Annotated in this window: 22 protein-coding genes; 5 read left to right on the forward strand and 17 right to left on the reverse strand. The window is 27.3% G+C overall.

Annotated elements, in window-relative coordinates:
* Positions 1-89: 89 nt before the first annotated feature.
* Positions 90-740 (forward strand): hypothetical protein, encoded by a 651-nt coding sequence (locus NG918_RS14595; RefSeq protein WP_252212991.1) that lies wholly within the window; start codon positions 90-92, stop codon positions 738-740.
* A gap of 107 nt (positions 741-847) precedes the next feature.
* On the opposite strand, the gene NG918_RS14600 is transcribed toward NG918_RS14595, so the two are convergent.
* The 5 genes from NG918_RS14600 to NG918_RS14620 form a co-directional block, all read right to left on the reverse strand.
* The gene (locus NG918_RS14600) at positions 848-1,351 is read right to left on the reverse strand and encodes a flavin reductase (protein WP_252212993.1); all 504 of its coding nucleotides are present in this window, start codon (positions 1,349-1,351) and stop codon (positions 848-850) included.
* 192 nt (positions 1,352-1,543) lie between these two features.
* Entirely contained in the window at positions 1,544-2,467 is a 924-nt protein-coding gene (locus NG918_RS14605; RefSeq protein ID WP_252212995.1) for a tetratricopeptide repeat protein, read from the reverse strand.
* Positions 2,468-2,617: 150 nt separating this feature from the next.
* A complete protein-coding gene (locus NG918_RS14610; RefSeq protein WP_252212997.1) occupies positions 2,618-3,040 on the reverse strand; it encodes a TVP38/TMEM64 family protein in 423 nt (140 codons plus the stop codon).
* On the reverse strand, positions 2,967-3,302 hold the full coding sequence (locus NG918_RS14615; protein ID WP_252212999.1) for a MarR family winged helix-turn-helix transcriptional regulator: 336 nt from the start codon (positions 3,300-3,302) through the stop codon (positions 2,967-2,969). Before NG918_RS14615 ends, NG918_RS14610 begins: the two co-directional genes overlap by 74 nt.
* Positions 3,271-3,873, reverse strand: a complete 603-nt coding sequence (locus tag NG918_RS14620; protein WP_252213001.1) for an acyl-CoA thioesterase/BAAT N-terminal domain-containing protein — start codon at positions 3,871-3,873, stop codon at positions 3,271-3,273. Before NG918_RS14620 ends, NG918_RS14615 begins: the two co-directional genes overlap by 32 nt.
* A 183-nt stretch (positions 3,874-4,056) precedes the next feature.
* Between NG918_RS14620 and NG918_RS14625 the strand changes: the two genes are divergently transcribed.
* The 4 genes from NG918_RS14625 (at position 4,057) to NG918_RS14640 (ending at position 6,468) form a co-directional block, all read left to right on the forward strand.
* Positions 4,057-4,419: a DUF2089 domain-containing protein gene (locus NG918_RS14625; protein WP_090093900.1), complete on the forward strand. Its 363-nt coding sequence runs from the start codon at positions 4,057-4,059 to the stop codon at positions 4,417-4,419.
* 91 nt (positions 4,420-4,510) lie between these two features.
* The gene (locus tag NG918_RS14630; protein WP_252213003.1) at positions 4,511-4,900 is read left to right on the forward strand and encodes an SHOCT-like domain-containing protein; all 390 of its coding nucleotides are present in this window, start codon (positions 4,511-4,513) and stop codon (positions 4,898-4,900) included.
* Between the two features lie 12 nt (positions 4,901-4,912).
* On the forward strand, positions 4,913-5,164 hold the full coding sequence (locus NG918_RS14635; RefSeq protein ID WP_252213005.1) for a hypothetical protein: 252 nt from the start codon (positions 4,913-4,915) through the stop codon (positions 5,162-5,164).
* 38 nt (positions 5,165-5,202) lie between these two features.
* The gene (locus NG918_RS14640) at positions 5,203-6,468 is read left to right on the forward strand and encodes an MFS transporter (RefSeq protein ID WP_252226783.1); all 1,266 of its coding nucleotides are present in this window, start codon (positions 5,203-5,205) and stop codon (positions 6,466-6,468) included.
* A gap of 124 nt (positions 6,469-6,592) precedes the next feature.
* Here the strand turns inward: NG918_RS14640 and NG918_RS14645 are convergent, their stop codons facing one another.
* From NG918_RS14645 to uhpT, 12 genes are all read right to left on the reverse strand, one after another.
* The gene (locus NG918_RS14645; protein ID WP_252213071.1) at positions 6,593-8,152 is read right to left on the reverse strand and encodes an AAA family ATPase; all 1,560 of its coding nucleotides are present in this window, start codon (positions 8,150-8,152) and stop codon (positions 6,593-6,595) included.
* 180 nt (positions 8,153-8,332) lie between these two features.
* Entirely contained in the window at positions 8,333-9,361 is a 1,029-nt protein-coding gene (locus NG918_RS14650) for a sensor histidine kinase (RefSeq protein WP_252213009.1), read from the reverse strand.
* A complete protein-coding gene (locus tag NG918_RS14655) occupies positions 9,354-10,040 on the reverse strand; it encodes a response regulator transcription factor (protein ID WP_252213011.1) in 687 nt (228 codons plus the stop codon). The genes NG918_RS14650 and NG918_RS14655 overlap by 8 nt, the downstream gene beginning before the upstream one ends.
* A gap of 44 nt (positions 10,041-10,084) precedes the next feature.
* Positions 10,085-12,133: an FtsX-like permease family protein gene (locus NG918_RS14660; protein WP_252226786.1), complete on the reverse strand. Its 2,049-nt coding sequence runs from the start codon at positions 12,131-12,133 to the stop codon at positions 10,085-10,087.
* Positions 12,123-12,899 (reverse strand): ABC transporter ATP-binding protein, encoded by a 777-nt coding sequence (locus NG918_RS14665; RefSeq protein ID WP_252226788.1) that lies wholly within the window; start codon positions 12,897-12,899, stop codon positions 12,123-12,125. The genes NG918_RS14660 and NG918_RS14665 overlap by 11 nt, the downstream gene beginning before the upstream one ends.
* 304 nt (positions 12,900-13,203) lie before the next feature.
* On the reverse strand, positions 13,204-14,721 hold the full coding sequence (locus tag NG918_RS14670; protein WP_252213017.1) for a GxxExxY protein: 1,518 nt from the start codon (positions 14,719-14,721) through the stop codon (positions 13,204-13,206).
* 128 nt (positions 14,722-14,849) lie between these two features.
* Positions 14,850-15,920, reverse strand: coding sequence for a DUF4179 domain-containing protein (locus NG918_RS14675; protein WP_252213018.1), 1,071 nt, complete (start codon positions 15,918-15,920; stop codon positions 14,850-14,852).
* Complete coding sequence (locus NG918_RS14680; protein WP_252213019.1) at positions 15,913-16,479, reverse strand: sigma-70 family RNA polymerase sigma factor; 567 nt, start codon at positions 16,477-16,479, stop codon at positions 15,913-15,915. The genes NG918_RS14675 and NG918_RS14680 overlap by 8 nt, the downstream gene beginning before the upstream one ends.
* Positions 16,480-16,756: 277 nt before the next feature.
* Positions 16,757-17,179 carry a MarR family winged helix-turn-helix transcriptional regulator gene (locus NG918_RS14685; protein ID WP_252213020.1) on the reverse strand — a complete coding sequence of 141 codons (423 nt, stop codon included), beginning with the start codon at positions 17,177-17,179 and terminating at the stop codon, positions 16,757-16,759.
* A gap of 215 nt (positions 17,180-17,394) precedes the next feature.
* Positions 17,395-18,324 carry a 2-dehydropantoate 2-reductase gene (locus NG918_RS14690; RefSeq protein ID WP_252213021.1) on the reverse strand — a complete coding sequence of 310 codons (930 nt, stop codon included), beginning with the start codon at positions 18,322-18,324 and terminating at the stop codon, positions 17,395-17,397.
* 35 nt (positions 18,325-18,359) lie between these two features.
* Complete coding sequence (locus NG918_RS14695) at positions 18,360-19,406, reverse strand: PTS sugar transporter subunit IIC (RefSeq protein ID WP_252213022.1); 1,047 nt, start codon at positions 19,404-19,406, stop codon at positions 18,360-18,362.
* A gap of 483 nt (positions 19,407-19,889) precedes the next feature.
* Positions 19,890-21,308 carry a hexose-6-phosphate:phosphate antiporter UhpT gene (uhpT, locus tag NG918_RS14700; protein WP_252213023.1) on the reverse strand — a complete coding sequence of 473 codons (1,419 nt, stop codon included), beginning with the start codon at positions 21,306-21,308 and terminating at the stop codon, positions 19,890-19,892.
* Positions 21,309-21,489 lie beyond the last annotated feature (181 nt).

Below are 21,489 nucleotides of genomic sequence, written 5' to 3' on the forward strand. Positions count from 1 at the left end.
CCCAAACTTTTAATTATTGAATACATATGCTATAATTGTTATGATATTTTAAAGTATTACTTATTTTTTTAAATAGGGAGGAAAGAATAATGGTAAAAAAATTGATTTTAGCTACGGTTCTAATGTTAAGTATAGCTTTAGTAGGTTGTTCTTCAAATTCAGCCACTAATACAAAACCAGAAGACAATACTGTAGTAGAGAATCCAAAGACAGATAATGAGAATGATATCAAAAAGGACAATCCTACTGATACTTCTAAAGATGATAAAAATGATAAGAATAATAAAAAAGAAACTGAGGCATTCTCTATATATACTGAAGATGCAGATAATATGGAAATAAAAGAAATTTCAACTATTGAGCTAAACAAAGATTTAAGTTTAGAAGATAAATTAAAGAAGTTATCAAAGGCTCTTTCTGAAAAAACATTTGATAACTTACCAATAGAAGTAAAATCTATTGATACTGTAGATGGCAAAAAAATTGCTACTATAAACTTAGATGAAAGTGCAGCTAATAAAGGTGTAACTAGCAATGCTGATTTAAAGAAACCTAATTGGGCAGCTAATAAATTACAAGGTTCTACCGGTGGAGAAATATCTGAAAATAGTTTATTAGAAACTTTTCTTCAAGTAAAATATAAAGGTGAGTGGATTGATGGAGTAAAATTCTTATACAAGAACGAACCAATCGAATTTGAACATACACCTAATTTATCACAAATTAATTATAGAAAATAATCATTAAAATAACAATAAAGCTATTACTTAATTGGACAACCCAGTTAAGTAATAGCTTTTTATTGTGAAAATAAAAGACTCTGTTTAATAACATAGATAAATACTTATTATTTAGTATAGCTTTCTAATATTTCAGCAAAATATAATACATGCTTTGATTCACCTTCGCCATAGAATTTATCTTTGATTTCAGGATCAATATTATCTAAATCCATTTCTTGTTTAAACAATATTTTGCACTCATAATATTTATTACATCCATGAACTATAGGACTACTTACACTTTTGCTAGGTATAAATTTTATATTAGCTTCTTTTTCTTTGTCTATCTCTCTACCTGATTTTGTTCCACATATAGTAAGTGCTGATTTCATACTTCCTTCAAATGGTATACTAACTGTATAGTTATCACCAGAATCTAAAAATTCTTTAGTATATCTTGTTTCTCTAACTAGTGCCATAAATATAGGTCGTCTCCAAATATAACCTACACTTCCCCAGCTAATTGTCATAGTATTAGCTTTATTTTCGTCTCCACATGTTAAAAATGCTCCTGTTTTGTAAAGATTATTCATTGAAATCTCTAAACCTTCTGTAAAAGTTTCCTTCATAAGCCTTCGCCCCCACTTTCTTTAATATTTATTTTAGCAAAGTATTCATATATGTATAAGCAAAGCTGACGAGAGTAATTGAACTTAAGAAAACTAAAAATTACAATGCCACTTTACCTATTACATATATGAACACATATTTAAAACACATCATTTTTGCATCACTATATAAAATAATACCATATTATTCTATTAAATGTTGTTTATAAATTCTTTGTATTCCTTTAAATCTCTTATAGGATCAAGTTCTTTATCTTTTTTCATATAATCTAAGAATAAATCATTTAGCTCTATACACTTTTCTACATCTTTTAAAGCCTTTAATAATTCCTTTGTATTAACATAGAAGCAAGCTCTATTGTAATATAAGAATCCTTCTTCTGGATTTATTTCTATTCCTTTATTTATTACATTTATTGCAGTTGTAAAATCATTATCTTCCCTATATATAACAGCTAAATTTAAAAAACTATATGTATATGTAGGATTTGCTTTTATAGACTTTTTATAATAATCTATAGCTTCTTGTTTCTTATGTAATTTATTTGATATTACAGCTTTGTTAAACAATATTCTATAATGTTTAGGATTTATTTCTAGAGCCCTATTTATATATTTTAACGCTTCTTCATTTCTATCTAATTCTTCAAAAATGCAAGCTAAGTTCGCATATCCCCATAAATCATTGTTATTTAATTCAATAGTTTTTTTATAATTTAAAATTGCCTTTTTTTTATCACCTAATTCATCATATATATTGGCTAAAAAGAAATATGCTTTATCATAACTTGAATCTTTTTGTATTGATATTTTGTAATACTCTTTTGCTTTTGACAAATCGCCTAATTCATCATATATAGTTCCTAAACCATAATAAGCTCTGGGTTCATCTTCATCTAAATTAATTATTTCTAAATATTTTTCTTCTGCTTCTTTTCTCAAACCAATTTCATCATATAATAATGCCATATCAAGTAAAAATTCTATATCCGTTTTACCTACATTTAATGCATATGCTTTTTTATAAAATTTTAAAGCTTTTAATAAGTTTCTCTCACTTTTTAAATTTCTAGCCATATTTAAATAATTATCGTACAAATAATTTTTATTTTCCATGTTTATACTTCATCCTTGCTGATTCTTTATAATAACTAATTTAGTATATCACTAAAAAATTCAAAAATAAAATGCTTTCATAACAACATATTTCATTAATTATAAAAGTATTTATTAACATATATAATTGTTTCTACCTATATATATAAATTATTCCTCATTATATTTATAATTTTTGTTCATAAAAATTATGATTAAAATTAATGACAATAGCGTAATTATTAGCCTAGCCCAATTATCTTGTATATTAATAAAGTCGTAGCTTACCAATGCTTCTAATATAATAGAAGGTATTTTCCCTAAAAAAGTTGCTATTGTAAAAGGAATAATATTCATATTACTCACTGAAGCACCTAATGTTACAAATCCAGAAGGCACAAAAGGTAATAATCTTATTAAAAATACTAGATAAGTGCTTTCTTTGCCTTGACTCTTTACTAATTTTTTTAAGTATCTATTATTAACTGAAAATTTTTCTATCTTTTTCTTAAAACCTTTTCTATATAACCAAAATGATATGGCTGCACCTATAGTCTCCCCTATTAATGATAGGAACTTGAACCTTCTCTTCAAATCCATCCATTTCTATACCATCAAAGCGATATAGTTTAACCAATAGCTTCCAAAGAGTTTCTATTTCTTCTTTAGTAAAATCTTTAAAAATATCAGCCATGAAATCAATAGTGCCATCTTTCCCACATTTAATAATGGCATCCATTCCTAAATCAGTCACACATACATTTACAGATCTCTTATCTTTTTTACTAGGTATTATAGATACAAAATCCTTTTTTTCAAGACTTTTAACTAATTGGGTTTTGTTTTGATGTTCCATGTAGAAATATCTCTTTAGAACACGTAATTTCATTATTCTCGATCCATTTAAATATTTTTTCAAAATATTCTAGTGCAACTTTTTCTAATTTGTCTGGTAATCCTTCTGAATCAAAAAATGGAACTATAAGAACATTAAATCCAGTAGATGCAAGCGGTGCTACTAACAGAGCTAATGCTCTTACATCTCCACTTGATCCGCCTACCATTAAAACTGTTTTATTATTAGGTTTTTCTTTATAAAATAACTGCCCATTAAACTCTTCTTCACATATATTCTTTATGATAACATCTTCTGTTTTAAACAATCGCTTTAAATTAATTTCCTTTTTTTCATCAGAAGATTCAAATACCATATTCATAATCATTGGTTCATCAATAGATATATTTTCTGCAATGTTTTTGCCTTCAGTTCTAGACTTTTTCAATGAATAAATTAATCCCATGCTATCATTAGCTTCATAAGTACCTTTTACTGGCTTAGCTAAATCTAAATCCACTTCACCTTTTTCATCAGAAATAAATACTCCGTAAGATGAATATTCTTCTCCCTTGCACCATGGTAATTCCATTTTCCCGTTCTATGAAAAATACCTTAATATATTTTACTTTATTATTAATTCATAACTTAATAATATCAATATAAAACTTTATAATATTAAATAAATTAATATTAATATTAATTTATTTAATTCTAATATTGATTTATTTAATTTAAAGTGATATATTATAAACACAAGAAAGGAAGTGATAATTTGGCATATAAAGTTATTAGTAAATGCCCTGTTTGTTCTTCTAAACTTTTCATTTCAAAACTAAAGTGCTCTAAATGCAGTACTGTAATAGAAAATGATTTTGAAATGTCAAAGTTTGAATATCTCTCAGGAGAACAATTAAAATTTATAGAAGTGTTTTTAAAAAATAGAGGAAATATAAAAGATGTTGAAAAGGAACTTGGCATATCCTATCCAACAGTAAGAGCAAAATTAGATGAAGTTATAACTTCTCTTGGATATAAGGTAGCAAAGGAACCTTCCGTAGATAAGAAGAAAATAGTAGATATGCTAGACAAAGGAGAGATAACTTCAGACCAAGCCATTAAAATGTTAAATGAATAAGGCATATGAAAGAAAATAAAAAGTAGGCTTGACAGATGGACTTATTATTTAATTGATTATGCCTAATATGTTAATTAAAGGAGCGTTTAAAATGAATGAAGAAATGTCAAAAATATTAAAAATGGTACAAGAAGGTAAAATAACTTCTGAAAAAGCAGAACAACTTATAGAAGCACTTAACACTAAGAGCACATCCATTGAAACATTAGGAAATACTTCAAACGATACAGACATCATAAACAAAATGCTTAAAATAAAGGTTACTTCTCATGAGGGAGATGATGTAAATGTAAATCTTCCAATTAAGTTTATAAAAACTATGCTTAAAACTATAGGTAAAATACCAATAGCTGATAACATTAAGGGAATGGAAAATTTAGATTTGAATCTTATTTCCGATGCAATAGACAATAACCTTTCAGGAAAAATAGTAGATGTGAAAAGTGCAAATGGTGATTTAGTAGAAGTTAGTATAGAATAGAGAGGAAATTTTATGAAAATATATATTAAGTCAGGTAAAAGGGGATTTACAGTGCCTGTGCCTAATGCACTTTTAAAATTTGGAATTTCAATTGTAGATACCCCATTTATTCAAAAACATATACCTGAAAAAGATAAAAAATATGTAAATATAATTGATTGGAAAGAACTTTCAAGTTGTATTGACATTTTAAGAGAATACAAAGGTTTAAAAATTGTTGATGTACACTCGAAAGATGGAAGTCACGTTACTATAACTTTATAAATAATAGTAAAAGATCAATTTTAATATAAGGAGATAAAATGAAACTTAAAAAAAATTTATTATTTTATATGTTAGGAAGATTTATATCCTACATTGGAACTGGAATACAACAGATAGCAATACCACTTTATATATTGGATATAACTCATTCTGCAATTATGATGGGAATATTTTCTGCTCTTAATCTGTTACCTAATGTAATCACATTACCCTTTGCAGGCATTTTAGGTGATAGAAAGAATAGAAAAAACATTATGGTAATAACCGATATTGGCAGAGGAATTTTAATGCTCACTTTAGGATTTTTAGCCTTATGGAATAATTTAAATATTTATACACTATTTTTAATACAGATATTTATTTCTATTATGGATAGTATTTTTTCAGCATCATCTACAGCAATTCTTCCAGAACTCATAAAAGAAGAAGAACTTATGAAAGCCATGTCCATGCGAGGCGGCAGTGATGCAATTTCAATGATTATAGGCCCTTGTCTTGGAGGTATAATATATGGAATTTTAGGAATAAAAACAGTATTTTATTTAAATGGTATATCCTTTATAATATCAGCACTTTGTTCATTTCTTATAATTTATAAAAATATAAATAGACAAAGAGAAAGAATAACTTTAAAATTATTTTTTACAGAAAATGCTAGTGTAATTGGCTTTATAAAGAAAAATAAAGCTTTAAATCAACTTTTCCTATTTTGCTTGCTAAGTAATTTTCTTGTTGCACCTTTTTTTGATATAGTATTTCCCTATGTATTAAAAAAATGTGTAGGTTTTAATTCACAGCAGTATGGCTATTTAATTTCATGTTTTACCGTTGGTATACTACTTGGAAATATATCAATAGGTGCTTATTTAAAGAAATTTAGTACAAAAATGGTAATAAAACTTGCAATTTTACTTCAAGCAGCTATGCTTTTTGTACTTACATTTTCCTTATACCCAAATGCTGTAAATTATCTTGGTGGTCATAACTTGAAACTATTTATAATTTTAGCAGCAGTAATACTATTATGTGGATTGTTCAATTCAGGAATAAACACACCTATGAATGTAAATCTTCAAAAAATGGTTCCAAATGAAATGAGAGCAAGGTTCTTTGCTTTATTGGGTGTGTTCTGTCAAGGAGCTGTTCCCTTTGGATCATTAATCTATGGATTTATACTTGGCAAATTTGCTTACCAATATGTACTTCTCATTGTAACAATAATATTTTTTGCTGTCTGCTTCATTTTCATTATGAAAGCCGTTGCAGAAGTTTATGAGCCACGTATATTAAAACCCCAAGCATAGTTTTAGGCACATTCAAAAAATACAGGATATTGGCTCCTACATTGGACTATTATCCTGTATATATAATATTATATTTTTTACAAAAATACAGATAGACTACACTGAGCCTATCTATATTATCATCTTAGATTTTTTCAATTTTACAAGTATGTTCTTTATTCTTTGAATCATAGCATATTGCCACTGCTAATACTTTTTTGCCATCATTCTCGCGTCTTATCTTCTCTACATATTCTTTTTCTCTAATTTGATTTAGTGCTACTTCTGGTAATTCATCCTTTTTGAGTTCAACTATAAAGGCCGTGTCATTCTTTCTTCTAGGATGGAAAGTAAAGTCTGCATAACCCTTTCCTGTTTTTTCTTCTCTTTCTACTCTATAGGTATCTCTAGCAGAAAGATATGCTAAAGTTAAAACACATGAAAGACTGTTCTCATCATTATATTGAAGTATTGGTATTTCTGAGTTATGGATATCATGAAGTATAGCTTCCACAGTTTTTATATCTCCATTAACTGTTGCCTTTAACATTCTTTTTGAATTAGCTATTATCTCTGAAACATATCCAAAAGATTTATCTCTTAAAGCCTTTTCAAACTCCTTCATAAGTTCCTTATTAGGTATTTTTAAATACCCATCATAATATGATAAAAATCCAAGTACTATCATAGCCGAGTATATTTCTTCTTTAGTCCTTGGTACTCCTTGACCTGCCCTAAATTCCTCGTCTATTATAATATCAACTTCCTCACCCGATACCATTTCTATTACATCATCTCTGATTTCTAATGTATTGTATTTAAGATACTCTGCTACCTCATCCATAGCACCAGTATTAGTCCAATAACTTTCATAGTAATTATTTTGTAGTGCTTTCACTACTGATCTTGGATTATATACTTTAACTCCTTTTGCAGTTAAATAACCATTATACCAATTTTCTAATTCTTTAAAACTAATATTTTTATTTTTATTGCAAAGCTTCATAACTTCATCTTCTGTAAATCCAAAATATTCATCAAATGTTCTATCTTTTAAAAATGTAAATTCATCAAACATGTTAAGAGCAGAACCGCTTGAATATTTCTTTATAGGAAGAACTCCTGTCATATATGCAAGAGCTACATAAGGTTGATCCTTTAAGAGATTTCTTAAAAACTCTAAAAAATCATTTTGATTTTCAATAAATAAATTATTATTAAAAATATAATCCCATTCATCAAAAACAAAAATAAACTTTTCTCCAGTATCACTTAACATATCACTTATAGTGAAATATTTTTTACTATCAATTTTTGGAAAAGCATCATTAATATCATTTATTAATGATGTCTTTATCATATCCATATAAGCATCAAAGCTTTTCCCGATTTCTGGTATTTTATTAAAGGATATATTAATTAAATTATATTTATTTAAATGCTCTTCATAATCATAAGATTTGCTTATATTAAGTCTATCAAAAATCTCTTTTGAATCCACAGCCTTCGAATAATAAGCACCTAACATATCAGCAACACTTGATTTACCAAATCGTCTTGGTCTTGTTATGCATATATAACTATTTGCTGTATTAATAAGCTTATTAGTTTTTTCTATTATCATTGATTTATCAACAAAATAATCTATATTTAATAACCTTTTATAATTTTCTAAAGATTTATTAGTATTTAAATATACTGCCATCATATATCCTCCTTTCCCATTACTCATTTTTCTTTGCTACACATAATAACTACAATAATTATAACATAAGCCAATTACATATTTAACATAATTGACTTATTAATTAACCTTTAATCATTATCTATTTATTTGGGTTCTCTACAGGTACGCTTCACCATATCACAAATAAATGAGGTTTTACTATTCTATGATAGGAAATAACAAAGATATTTCAAAACCATCTTTGTATTTTTCTGAAACTTCGATTTTAAATTTTAGGCTATCAGCTACTTGCTTTGCCAAATAAAGTCCCATTCCAGTAGATCGTTTTCTCTGTTCTCCAGTATCTCCTGTAAATCCTTTATCAAATAAAAATGGCAAATCATACGGCTTAACGCCTATTCCATTATCTTTAATTACAAGCATTATATTACCACTTTTATTATCAATCTTAGTAAGTAGTGTTATGAAAGGATTGAATTTTTCTCTATCCATATATTTTATAGAATTACTTAAAACCTGTCTTAACACAAATATTAACCCTTTTTTATCAGAAAGTACCTGTATATTTCCTACTTCATTATTAATAGTAATTTTTTGTTCCTCTATTAAGTTTTTATACTCATCAACAACATCTTTACTGATTTCATCAAGTGATATTTTGGTAAAAATATAATCTAAATGCTCAGATTTCACTCTTGAATAATATAACATTCTTTCGATATCTTCTTGCATTTTAGTTCTTACATATTCTAATCTCTGATAGATTGGAAATAAAATCTCTTCCTTTCTATTATCAAGAACAAACGTCATCAACGCTAATGGTGTTTTTATCTCATGTGCCCATGTTTCTATATACTCTTCATATTCCTTTAGATTTAAATCTTGCTTTTTGATTAGCTCCTTCTTTTTACGAAGCTTTTCTCCAATTAAATGAATAATCTCTTTTTCTCCACCTGAAAGAAAACTAAGACATACTTCTTCTTCATGCAAATCTGGATTTTCTATAAACTCTATAAGTGCTTCTTCTTTTCTTTTATCTATACCATAAACTACAAAACTAATTAAACTATATAATAAAATAGAACCAATTATCATGGTTGGAAAAATATAAGTGAAACCATTAGCATCAATTAACCAAAGAAAAACACCAAACATAACATTAAAAATCATAATTACAACAAGCCATATTTTATATTTTAAAAAGATGCTAACTAACTTTCTAATCATTTTCTTTTTCCTCAATTGCTACAAGATTGTATCCCTTGCCTCTTACTGTTATAATTTCATACTTTATGTTTAAACTTCTAATTGTCTTTTTTAACCTTGTCATATTAACTTGTAGTGCATTTTCATCAATGTACTCTTTAGTGCCCCATATTTTCTCAAACAGCATATCTTTTGTAACAATTTTACCTGCATTTAATAAAAGAAGCTCCATTATTTTCCCTTGATTTTCAGTTAGTACAATGGACTGCTCATTAGCATACATTGTATAAGTTTGCAAATCAAGTTTTACTCCTTTTATTTCAATAAAATGATTTCTATCTTCATATCTACGAAGCAAATTAGAAATTCTAGCTATTAATCTATCTTTGTTACATGGCTTTGTAAGGTATTCATCTGCTCCTAACCCTAAAGCATGTAGTTCATCTCTTAATTGGTCTCGACTAGTGAGCACCAGTATAGGGGCAGTGCTTTTCATCCTAATTGTTTTACATATTTCAAAACCAGTTACGCCTGGTAAATTCAAATCTAACAACACAAGGTCAGGGGATGCCTTTAAGATTTCTTCTGCTGTGTTGATAAAGCTTGTAATACAACAAGTAACGTATGCTTCTTTCTGCAATATAGATACAAGTTCTTCCCTCATAAATAATTCATCCTCAACTATGACAATCTTTTTCATTTGAATCCCCCTTTCTAAGTTTAACTTAATGTAATTTTATATTATTATCTATCTTCTCTTTTCATATTCATCAATGCAACTATTTGCTTATCGCTCATTTGTATTACAGCAATGATATAACAAAATTCTACCACACAAAATACAATAATTATAGGTACTGCAACTATCATTAATGCACCAATTTTTGATTTCATTTCTGAAGTGGCAGTCCCTGAAAGTAATGCCCTAATTCCAAATATACTTCCAATTGCTGCAACCACTACTGGAAAAGAAAAATACCATTTTATCTGTTTTCTAGCCGACTTACATAAATCCTTATAATCACATCCAAGACGAATTATTGTCTGATAGCGTCTTTCTGTCTTTTGCTGTTGCATTAAAAATTGAACTCCTATAACAGTATTGGCAATAATCAAGAAAATAATTGCAAGGTAAATTGTTGTATAGCTAGCTGCCACTGTATAAAACAATTGTCTTCCCATATTTTGTAGGTAGCTTTCATACTTTAGATTTGTCTTATTAAGTAATTCATTTACCTGTCTGATTGCCTGCATTAACCCATTATCTTTCACAAAATCATCTTTTAATGCTGCATTCCAATAAGAACTATGTTCTCCATTTGTAAAACGATTAAATACATCGTCTGAAACAATCAATCCATAACTAATATTTATAGAACGATCAGTGACAATATTATCTTGGCAAAGTTGTTCTACAAGCTCATATCCCTTATTTTCAATTTCTACCTTTACTTTTTCTTTAAGTACACTTCTCAATATTTCTGCTGTATTTCCATATGAAAACTCTAGACCATTATATAACGCTACTTGATTCTCACCAAGCTTGATGGTATCCTTTCCTGCCAATTTTAGAATGTTATTATATCCTGATAAAGAAATCAAATATGGATATGTGAAATGCTGAAGATTATTTAATAAGATATCCTTATCATTAAAATCTTCCTGTTTCTTCACAGCCTCTATTAAATTTTCATAAGAAAAGCTATCTCTATTATCAGAATTACTTAAATGACCTATTTTAACCTCAAATATTTCATTCATATAATCTTGCATTTGTAGCTTATTTAATTCTGCCTTTATCTCTTGCTCTTTTCCTTCAAATGTATAATGTAGCACATTCTGATTTATTGAACTATAGTTAAAACTTACTGAAACACCATAACCAAAGCAGCACAATGCTATCAAAACTAATAGTGATGAAACTGCAAGAGAATTTGATTTAAGAAATACATTCTCCTGTAACTGTCTAAATGTAAATATTTCTAACCCATTTTTATTCTTCATCTTTTTAAGAATAGTTTCAAATAATATTCCAATACCATGAAATAAAAGAAAAGTACCACAAAGCCCTAAAATAACTGTAATTCCCATAACCTTAATAGAAGTCCATGCATCTCCTGCAATAGCCAGTACATAAGAAATAATCAATAATGTAATTCCTAGTAATAGCTTTATTATTGTAAAAACCCTATTGTGAACCTTATGTTTTTTGTCTTGAGATTCTGATAGTAATTGCATTATTTCTTTTTTTGCAATATTTCCACTTAATATTAATAGAGCTGCTAATCTAATAAGAAAATAACCAACCAGCGTCCACAGCACTGCCAAAATAGAAAATGAAAATTTATGTCCTATAATACCAAACCCAACAACTTTGGCTGTAATCATGCTAATCATCTCTGATATAAAAACAGCTATAGGAATTCCAATAGCAAGTGATATGATACTATTCCATACCTCTTCTACCAGAAGCATAAAGAATAATCTTTTACGACGCATACCAAGCATCAAATACATACCAATCTCATGACTTCTTTTTTCCAACTGATACTTTCCTGCAAAGTAAACCAAAAAGAATAAAATAAATAATGAAACTGCATATAGTACAGGCGTTAGTAATAATAGACGATTAACTGCATCACTTTCTATTGTTTTTAAAAATATTATTACATCCTGATTTTCTAATGATAAAATAATATAAAATGCTATTATTGACACAATCAAAGATACAAAAAATAGCCCGTTTTCTTTTCTATTTCGTCTACTATTTTTCTTAACTAAATCAAAGAACATTTGCACTTCCTCCTCCCAATTGTGCCATTACTGAAATGATTCTTTCATAAAAAGCTTCTTGAGATTCTTCTGGAACTCTTTTTCTAAGTTCATGAAAAACCATTCCATCTTGAATAAATAAAATTCGTGAACAGTAACTTGCTACATTAAGATCATGAGTTACCATTAAAATAGTTGCCCTCTGCTTTTGATTTAGTCCAGAAAGTTTTTTCATTAATAATTTTGCATTTTTTGAATCTAATGCGCCAGTAGGCTCATCTGCAAGAACTATTTCTGGATTCATAATTAATGCTCTAGCAGCTGCTACACGCTGTTTTTGTCCACCAGACATTTCTGATGGGAATTTTGTCATTACATCTTCAATCTCTAAATATTTTGCAAGTTCATCAATTCTTTTTTCATCTTCTTTTCCCATCATATTATGAATAGAAACAGGTAACATAATGTTTTCTCTAGCATTCAAGTTATCAATTAACTCAAAATTTTGAAACAGATATCCAATACGATTTCCTCTATAATCAGCCAGTTTCTTTCCTTTAAATCGTCCTATATCTTCACCTTTTAAAAGAATTTTCCCATCTGTTGGACAAGTAGTTGTTGCAATACAATTCAGTAATGTTGTTTTTCCAGACCCACTACTTCCCATAATACCAACAAACTCTCCATCTACAATTTGAAAGCTACTGCCATCTATAGCTTTTGTAACATTATCCTTTTTCCCATAATACTTACGTAAAGATTGTACTTCTAATATTTTCTCAACCATTCTTTATTTCCTCCATTTAATAAAGTGCATTGCACTTTAGATAATAAATTCTAATTTCATAATCACTAAACTAATGCTTTTATTAATCATGTCTTTGAGTTTATTATACAAAACAATAATGGAATACAACACTTACAGTTCATGAAAGGTTTGTATATATGCAAATAAAAACAGCCTTAACCAAGTAATATTAATGTATAAGCCTAAAAACCTCATTTATTTATGACATGATTCACCATCTCTTATTCTAAAATATTAATAAAAAATAGTAGCTTCACTTTCAATTAGTAAGCTACTATTTCTTTTAAACTCTAACTTCAAAAATAGTTTTATCATCTACATAATATTCACTATGAGTATATTCTTTATTTTGATTAAAGTTGAATATTAATAAATATCCCTTATTTAAACCTTCTATTTCAAGATAATTTTTTAATTGATTTAAACCTTTTTTATGTGCAATTTCTCCATGCCAAATTTTTGTTTCTATAATATACTTACATTTATTATATTGAATAACAACGTCCAATCTTCTTTCTTCTGAAATTTGAACTTCTTTATAATCAAATCCAACTCCATTAATTATTGGTTTTATAAATGATAAAAATAAAAGAACTCCTTGTCTTTCTAAAAACTCTATATCTCTAGAACTATAATTCTCTTTCATAAATTGTTGAAATCTTAATAATGCATTCTCCATATCAAGGGTATTATCTTCATTTATAAAGTTATCTTTAAAATTATATTTAGACATTGTTCTAGTATCCGTTTTTGATATCATATAATTGTAAATAACTTCTTTAAGAATTTGATTTGATACGATAGTGTTGTTATTTTTATCTTTTACTAAATATCCAAACATATGACCTAAATCTATAGTCGGATTATTTATATTGTATGTTATTTGTAAACCACTAACTAAGATACTATATAAGCATTCATATAACTTTGAGTTATTTTCAAGATTTTTAATTAAATCATCAAATAATGTATTTTTATCTTCTAATAATAATTTTACCGCTCTTTGTATATCAAATATTGTCCATTCCCTTTTATTTTCTGATAATAAAATTTCATCTATTATTTGACATATTCTTGATACTAAAAATGGGTATCCTGCTGTAAATTTATATATCTCCTTACTAAGAAATTCTATATTTAATGGTAATGCATTTTCAGCAGCATATTCCTTTAGCATAGTTCCTATTTCTATCTCACTAAAACTCATATCTATATTAAAATTCACCGCTATATTCCATGGTGAATTATATCTTATTTCTGAATTATCTCTAACCTTTAATTTTAAATTTTTAATATCATACACACCTGCTAATATAACTGATTTAAAAGTAGTCCCAAGATCCTGTTCTCTACTTAAATATAATGATCTAAGCATACCAAGAAAGCTTAAAAATAATCTATTGCTAGAATTTTTATCAACTTCATCTATGATAAGTATAATTTCATTATCTTTTGTCAAATCCATTATCCTATTTGAAAGTTCTGTTAACGTTGATGCTTTTCTGATATCTATATTAGTAAATCTAGACATATAGTCTACAAAGGTTTCACAAAATCTCTCCTCACTTGCAAAATCTTCTCCTATAAGTTCAAAATCCATTCTTATTACACTATATTTACCACTTAATCTCTTATACAATTCATTTAGTGTTGTTGTTTTTCCAAATTGCCTTGGTCTATTTATAACAAAATAAAATTCTTCCTCTACAAGTTTTTCTATCTCATCTATTTTATTTGATATATCTACCATATAATGCTTTCTAGGAACACATACTCCTGTTGTGTTAAATCTTTTTTTCATAATCTCACTTCCTCTCTTAAAGTTTCTCTATCGCTTAAATAACGTCTGCATTTTAAGACAATTATAACATAAGCTAATGATTCTTTTAATATCATTAGCTTGTTTATTAATATCTAATCATATTATGTTTATTTTATGTTTATTATCTCATCAAATATTAATTCTTTTCCAATCTCTTTATAGGAAGTTTCACTTTGACCTTTTGATTCAGTTATTGTTTCGCCCTTTTCTAATATGGGTTTATTTATTATAACCCTAATATTTTTACTTTCATTAGAAGGTGCTTTAAAAATAATATTTTCAGTTTTATTATCTTCATCTATACTACTATCTGAAAAATTAAGTTCTTCTCTATTTTCATCATAAATCGAAACTTCATAGTCACTCCACTTACCTTTGTTATAAGTTAAACTAAATATCATATCAAAAGGTGTTATTGATAGCGAGTTTAAATTTACACTGTCATTTCCTATGTTATCTAGATTTACAACTCTTTTAATATCTTTATTCACTTTTACAGGTATTTTAAAAGCCCATGTACCAGATTTCACATCACGTTTTTCATCATTTTCTACTGAATCAGTTTGAAATGATATGTATTTAACTTGAAATATAAATTCATCTGGGATAGATATTTTTAGCGATGACAGTTTATACTTTTCCATACCGACGAAAGTATTATCATCAATAAATTTTCCTTCAAGACCAGCAATTCCTGTATTGTCTAGTTGTTTATTAGAGAAATCTACTTTATTATATTCTTCACTTGTTATAAGTTGATTCATTGTTAAAGGTGCCTCTCCCCACGACGTATATTTAAAAGGCTTTTCACTCTCAACAATATATGTTACATATAAAGATTGTCCATCGCATAATATATCCGACAAAGTTACACCTACTCCATTAGAGTATGCTGTTTCATTGACTGATGTAGAGTATTCTGAATAATTACTTGGAAAGTATATATTTTTTTCAATAGCTTGAAATACATTTCCAACAATAGGTATTTTAGCTGCTAATGCTGGATTTGAAAACCCTATAGTTAAAACAATAATTAAGGAAGCTGCTGTAATCCCTAAATTTCTTCTAATAAGTTTTTTTCTTTTAATATTTTTTAAATCTACAGCTCTTTTTACCCCAATATCTATAAAATCATCTATATTATCTGGTATACTAATATTTTCATAGTTCTTATTCATTTAAAAAGTCCTCCTTTAAAATTTTACTTAAATCATTTTTAGCTCTTTTCAAATGACTTTTAACTGTATTTTCTGGTATCTCCATAATATAAGATATATCTCTTAACGATAAATCATTAAAATACTTAAGGATTATTACTGTTTTATAGTTATTTCTCAATTTATCAATTGCTTCATATAAATCAAGTTTTTCCTCAGTAGATATAAACTCTTTTTTAATCAATATATCATTATCATTTAAATAAGTAATTTTTGCATTTTTTCTTATTGTATTTATACATTCATTTATTACTATTTTTGTTATCCATGTTTTAAAAACACTTTCTTTTTTTAGTTTTTTTATATTAATAAATGCCTTATATGTGCTTTCTTGTAATATATCTAAAGCTATCTGTTCATTTTTTACATAACTATAAGCAATTTTATAAAGATATGTTTTATTTTCCTTTATTAAACTTGTAAATGCTTCTGAATCTCCTTTCATGGCCATTTTTACCAAACTATTTTTCATTAGACTTTTATTATAAAATCTATATACTAACGTATTTTCATTAATCATATTATCTCCCTTAACATAATGATTTTTATTTTTACACCCATACCACAAATTCTAAAAGAATACTAAAGTATTAATATATATATATATTAGCTAAGCTTTCTTTATAAATAGACTGTAACTTATTTAAATGCCTTATTACATCTATTAGACAATTAATGATTATAAAAAGTTGCAAAAAATAAAATGCTTTTCTAACAACTTATTTCGTCATTAGAAAAGCATTTATTATAATATATTTTTAATACATTGTCCACATTTGAGTTACTTGTATAACGCTCTACTTAGATTCTAATATCCTTGCAGAATCATTTGTTATCTTGGTTAATAAATTATAGTCTTCTCCTAATATTTCTCTATAACGATTATGTAACTTTAATCTGTACTTTTGTATATCCTCTTGAATTTTTTCTCCGTCATTAGTTAAATATATATGAGATAATTTTCCTTCAGCTCGTCTCTCAACTAAACCATTTATAACCAATTTATCTATAAGTCTCGTTATTGTAGATGGTTTTAAGTGAAGTTCTTTGCTTAATTCCTTTTGTGTTATTCCAGGTTTAAACTTTACGCCAAGAAGTATATATACATATGTAGGAGATAATCCTAGTGGCTTTAACTCGTCTTCAGCTATTTTGGCTGCTATCTTTTTTAATCTAGTTGCAGTGAAAAATAAACACTCACAAAAATTTTGTTCAAGCATTATGCCCTCCGTTCTAATTTTTTATAATTTTATCTATATAAATAATATATTAAAGATAATTTTTAAAATTTGCAACTAAATTAATACCACTATTTTATATAAAAGTATTTCTTTACCCTATATTTTATTATCAAGATCGTTATTTAATTGTATAAATAATATCAAAAAAAGTTGATTACTATTTAAATAATAATCAACTTTTTAAATAACTGTATTTATTTAACAAGTAATTGTTCTTTTGCATGAACCATAGTTGTTAATAAATCATTACATTCTGTATTTATATTAAATTCTTTACCTTTTCTAGATACATATCCATTTATATAATCAATCTCTGTAAGACGATGATTTTGAATTAAATCTTGATGCATTGATGGATAGTGTTCTCCAGCTTGGCTTGGATCATATATTTTTTCTATTCCTTTTGCAACTTCCTCAACATTTAATTCTACTCCATATTTAGCAGCAATATCAGCAAATTCTTTTATAATATTACGAATAAGCTCTGGAGCTTCTTTTAGCTCTCCAAACTCCTTAATATTACAATCTAAAATTGTGCAACAACTATTTAAAGTTCCATTTACACATGCTTTACGCCATATTGAAAATATAACATTTTCACTATAATGAGCTTTTAATCCTGCTTGATTTAATATGTCACAAATCTCTCTTGCTTCTACTTCCATATTAGAATCAATATTTTGTACTTCTAAGCTTCCATCTCCAGTTAATACAACATGTCCAGGACCTGCTAATCCAGCTGTCCATAAAGTTACACCCATAAGTATATTTTTACTATCAACATATTTTTCAATAGTTTCATTATGACCTAATCCATTTAATAGGCATAATACTCTTGTATGTTTTCCTAAAATATTATTTACAGATTTTAACATAGATTCTAATCCCATTGATTTAGTAAATAAAATTACTAAGTCTGGAACTTCTTTAGCATCTTCTGGTAACATTGCTGGTATTTTTACCTTCTTACATTCTCCATTTTCTTCAACTGTTAATCCTTCTTTATTTATAGTATCTACATGATCCTTCCATGCATCTATTAAGAAAACTTCATTTCCAGATTCATGTAACATATATCCATAACGTGAGCCCATAGCTCCTGCTCCAACAATTGCAATTTTCATTTCAATTCACTCTCCTCTTTTGCTTCAATTACAAATTAAATATATTTAAAAATATTTTCATCATATAAATGTATAACTTTTCTACAGAACCAATCAATAACAAATGCACCTACAAAAGGTATAACCACAAATGCTATTAATACTCCAATAATTGATCCCGAACTATTTATAGCCGCTAAAGGACCAACTAATCCAACTAATCCAAATCCAGCACTATTCGGTGTACCTAAGATATTAAACAGATAAGCACCTATTCCACTTAAGATACCATTTGCAATAATAGGTACTGCTATTATTGGATAGGTAACTAAATTCGGCATCATCATTTTCATGGCTCCTAATAACACAGATAAAGTAACTCCACTTTCATTCACTTTTCTTGATCCAATTACTAAAACAGCTGTACAAGCAGTAACCCCAATAGCAGCTGCTCCGGCACCTAGTCCTGTTATTCCTATGGCAATTCCTATTGCTACAGTTGAAATTGGTGAAATAATTAAAACCGAGAATGAAACACTAATTAAAATACACATTAATAATGGTTGTAACACTGCGAAATTATTAATTAAGTTTCCTATTGTTATAGTAATTTGTCTTACATATGGAAGCATAAGCATTCCAATAACACCCACACCAGCTCCAACAATTGGTAATAATAATATTGTTAACGATCCTAATTTATTTCCTATTAATCTAACAACATATACAGCTATACATGCAACTAACATTATGTTTATTAAATCGCCTATACCAACCATTTGTACTCCATGTTCTGTGACTTTATAAGCACCTGAGCCTAAGAATACTGCTGATCCAACAATAACTGATTGCATAGGATTAAGATTAAATTGTAATCCTACTAATACACCTACAATAACTGGCACTATGAATTGCATAATACTTACAGCATTGTAAAGAGTGGCAAATATTGGAGAAACATCTATTAGTCCTTTAAATATTGAACCTAGAATTGCATTTGGAATTAATCCTACAACAATTCCAGTTGCAGTTCCAGCCAAAACTTTATTTAAATAATCTTTAGGTGTTAATTTGTCTTTTTCTACTATATTCTTTTCTATCATATTCATCTTCTTCCTATTTATAAATTTTTTAGTAATTGTTTATTTTTATCATTCCCATTTTATTTTTTATCATTCTAATTTTATTTTTCATTGTTTATTTTTTATCAGTCAATTTTTTAATTTTTAAAGTTATATCTTAGATAAATTACTAGTAATCCATTGAAAGTTATTGTTTTAATTTAAATTTCGTATATAAGTGCTTCATTTGTATGTACAACTAACTTTCGAGAGTAAATATATCATATTTAAAAACAAATTTCAACACATTAAAATTATAAAAGTTAAAAAAATAACAATATATTATATAAATCAACAATTTTAGAGTATTTTTATAGATAAATGTTAAAAATTTCTCAATAAATTTTTGTGTTTAAATAAAAAATCGCAAAAATAAAATGCTTTTCTAACAACTTATTTTGTCATTAGAAAAGCATTTGTTATACAAAATATCTATACTTAATTTATGCAATTATTTTTATACTATTAAGCAGCCAATTCTTCTGCTTCTTTTTCAGACTTATTTAAGCTTCTTATCTTCTTTTCTTCGCCATAAGCAACAACTAATAAAAGACAAATTCCAATTATAAGTGCACCATAGAATATAATAAATACATCATTCCATCCGTGAAGGCACATTCCACCAATATTTACACCTGATGATTTAGGATCAGCTATTTTAGCTAGCATAACTTTAGCTGTAGAATCTCCAAATAAATATCCAAAAGTACCACTTAAACCATTTGCAACAGCAATTGCTTTTTTAGGAGCAAATCCCACAAGAGATACACCTATTAATAATTGTGGTCCAAATATTAATGCACCAAGAGCGCATAGTGAAACATTTACCATTGTAACGCTTGTAGCATATCTATATCCTAAAACTGCAAATCCAGTAAGTATTAAACAGAATACTGCAACTATTGCTCTTCTTCCTTTTAATAAGTCAGATATAAATCCCCAACTAAGACTACCAATAAGTGCACCTGTTTCAAAATAGAATATTGTATTAACTGCATCACCCATTGCAAAATGTAATTGTTCAGTAACGTATAAAGGAGCCCAATTATCTATTCCTATACGAACTATATAAACGAAAACATTTGCTACACATAAGACCCAAATCCATGGATTTTTTAAAACATATTTTTTAAACACTTCAAATTTACTCATGTTATTTAATTCAGCACTATTTTCAGCTTTAACTTCACCAAATATTTCTTCTGCAGAATTCCAACCTAACTCTTCTGGCTCATCTTTTCCTACAAATAACATTGTAAAACCAATAACAGCTGCTATTATTGATGGAACAATAAACATTCCTGCCACATTACCATGGAAAAATTTATTTGCTCCCCATAATGCTAACATTCCTGCTAATGCTCCCCCTATATTATGAGACATATTCCAAAATCCTAAATATCTACCTCTTTTATTAGTAGGGGTCCATCTAGTAATTGTTGAATAAGCACTTGGTCCACCTGGTGCTTGGAAAAATCCACTTAATCCCCATAATATTAATACAGCTCCAGTACATTTATTTCCTGATATTAGTATAAGACCGATTACAAAGACCATTGTTGCAGACATCATAAGTAAAAATGACACTATACGCTTTGCATTTTTACCATCAATAAAATATCCTAACAATGTTTTACCAAGTGCATAAGTTATAGAAAATCCAAAACCTATATATCCAAGTTCAGATGTTGTAAAACCTAATTGTTCTTTTAAAAGTGGTTGTCCAGCTTTAAGATTATTTCTAATTAAATACATAGAAGCATACACAGAAAATACAACTAAGAATGCTTTTAAGAATTCCTTTAACCACATCTTTCTTTGATCTTCAATTGATACTGTAGCCTCTTTTTTATTAATACTAAAAAAACTTGTCAATTTATTCATATCTATCCTCCAAATTACCTTAATATAATAAATACTTCTTAAAAATATTTATCTTTTAATTTTATTTGCATTAAAATTTATCCCCCAAATAATAAATTTTAATGTTTTAAGTTCTAAATACTAGAAATTGAAAGTTGTTTAATTATTAATTTAAAAAGTTAAAGTATTAATTGTCATTACG

It is taken from the genome of Clostridium sp. ZBS2 (assembly GCF_023845855.1).
In the GTDB taxonomy this organism is placed as follows: Bacteria; Bacillota; Clostridia; order Clostridiales; family Clostridiaceae; genus Clostridium; species Clostridium aquiflavi.

Coding starts and splice junctions, on each gene's coding strand:
- NG918_RS14595 (WP_252212991.1), top strand. CDS start 90: ATGGTAAAAAAATTGATTTTAGCTACGGTTCTAATGTTAAGTATAGCT.
- NG918_RS14600 (WP_252212993.1), bottom strand. CDS start 1,351: ATGAAGGAAACTTTTACAGAAGGTTTAGAGATTTCAATGAATAATCTT.
- NG918_RS14605 (WP_252212995.1), bottom strand. CDS start 2,467: ATGGAAAATAAAAATTATTTGTACGATAATTATTTAAATATGGCTAGA.
- NG918_RS14615 (WP_252212999.1), bottom strand. CDS start 3,302: ATGGAACATCAAAACAAAACCCAATTAGTTAAAAGTCTTGAAAAAAAG.
- NG918_RS14620 (WP_252213001.1), bottom strand. CDS start 3,873: ATGGAATTACCATGGTGCAAGGGAGAAGAATATTCATCTTACGGAGTA.
- NG918_RS14630 (WP_252213003.1), top strand. CDS start 4,511: ATGAATGAAGAAATGTCAAAAATATTAAAAATGGTACAAGAAGGTAAA.
- NG918_RS14635 (WP_252213005.1), top strand. CDS start 4,913: ATGAAAATATATATTAAGTCAGGTAAAAGGGGATTTACAGTGCCTGTG.
- NG918_RS14640 (WP_252226783.1), top strand. CDS start 5,203: ATGAAACTTAAAAAAAATTTATTATTTTATATGTTAGGAAGATTTATA.
- NG918_RS14645 (WP_252213071.1), bottom strand. CDS start 8,152: ATGGCAGTATATTTAAATACTAATAAATCTTTAGAAAATTATAAAAGG.
- NG918_RS14650 (WP_252213009.1), bottom strand. CDS start 9,361: ATGATTAGAAAGTTAGTTAGCATCTTTTTAAAATATAAAATATGGCTT.
- NG918_RS14655 (WP_252213011.1), bottom strand. CDS start 10,040: ATGAAAAAGATTGTCATAGTTGAGGATGAATTATTTATGAGGGAAGAA.
- NG918_RS14660 (WP_252226786.1), bottom strand. CDS start 12,133: ATGTTCTTTGATTTAGTTAAGAAAAATAGTAGACGAAATAGAAAAGAA.
- NG918_RS14665 (WP_252226788.1), bottom strand. CDS start 12,899: ATGGTTGAGAAAATATTAGAAGTACAATCTTTACGTAAGTATTATGGG.
- NG918_RS14670 (WP_252213017.1), bottom strand. CDS start 14,721: ATGAAAAAAAGATTTAACACAACAGGAGTATGTGTTCCTAGAAAGCAT.
- NG918_RS14675 (WP_252213018.1), bottom strand. CDS start 15,920: ATGAATAAGAACTATGAAAATATTAGTATACCAGATAATATAGATGAT.
- NG918_RS14680 (WP_252213019.1), bottom strand. CDS start 16,479: ATGATTAATGAAAATACGTTAGTATATAGATTTTATAATAAAAGTCTA.
- NG918_RS14685 (WP_252213020.1), bottom strand. CDS start 17,179: ATGCTTGAACAAAATTTTTGTGAGTGTTTATTTTTCACTGCAACTAGA.
- NG918_RS14690 (WP_252213021.1), bottom strand. CDS start 18,324: ATGAAAATTGCAATTGTTGGAGCAGGAGCTATGGGCTCACGTTATGGA.
- NG918_RS14695 (WP_252213022.1), bottom strand. CDS start 19,406: ATGATAGAAAAGAATATAGTAGAAAAAGACAAATTAACACCTAAAGAT.
- uhpT (WP_252213023.1), bottom strand. CDS start 21,308: ATGAATAAATTGACAAGTTTTTTTAGTATTAATAAAAAAGAGGCTACA.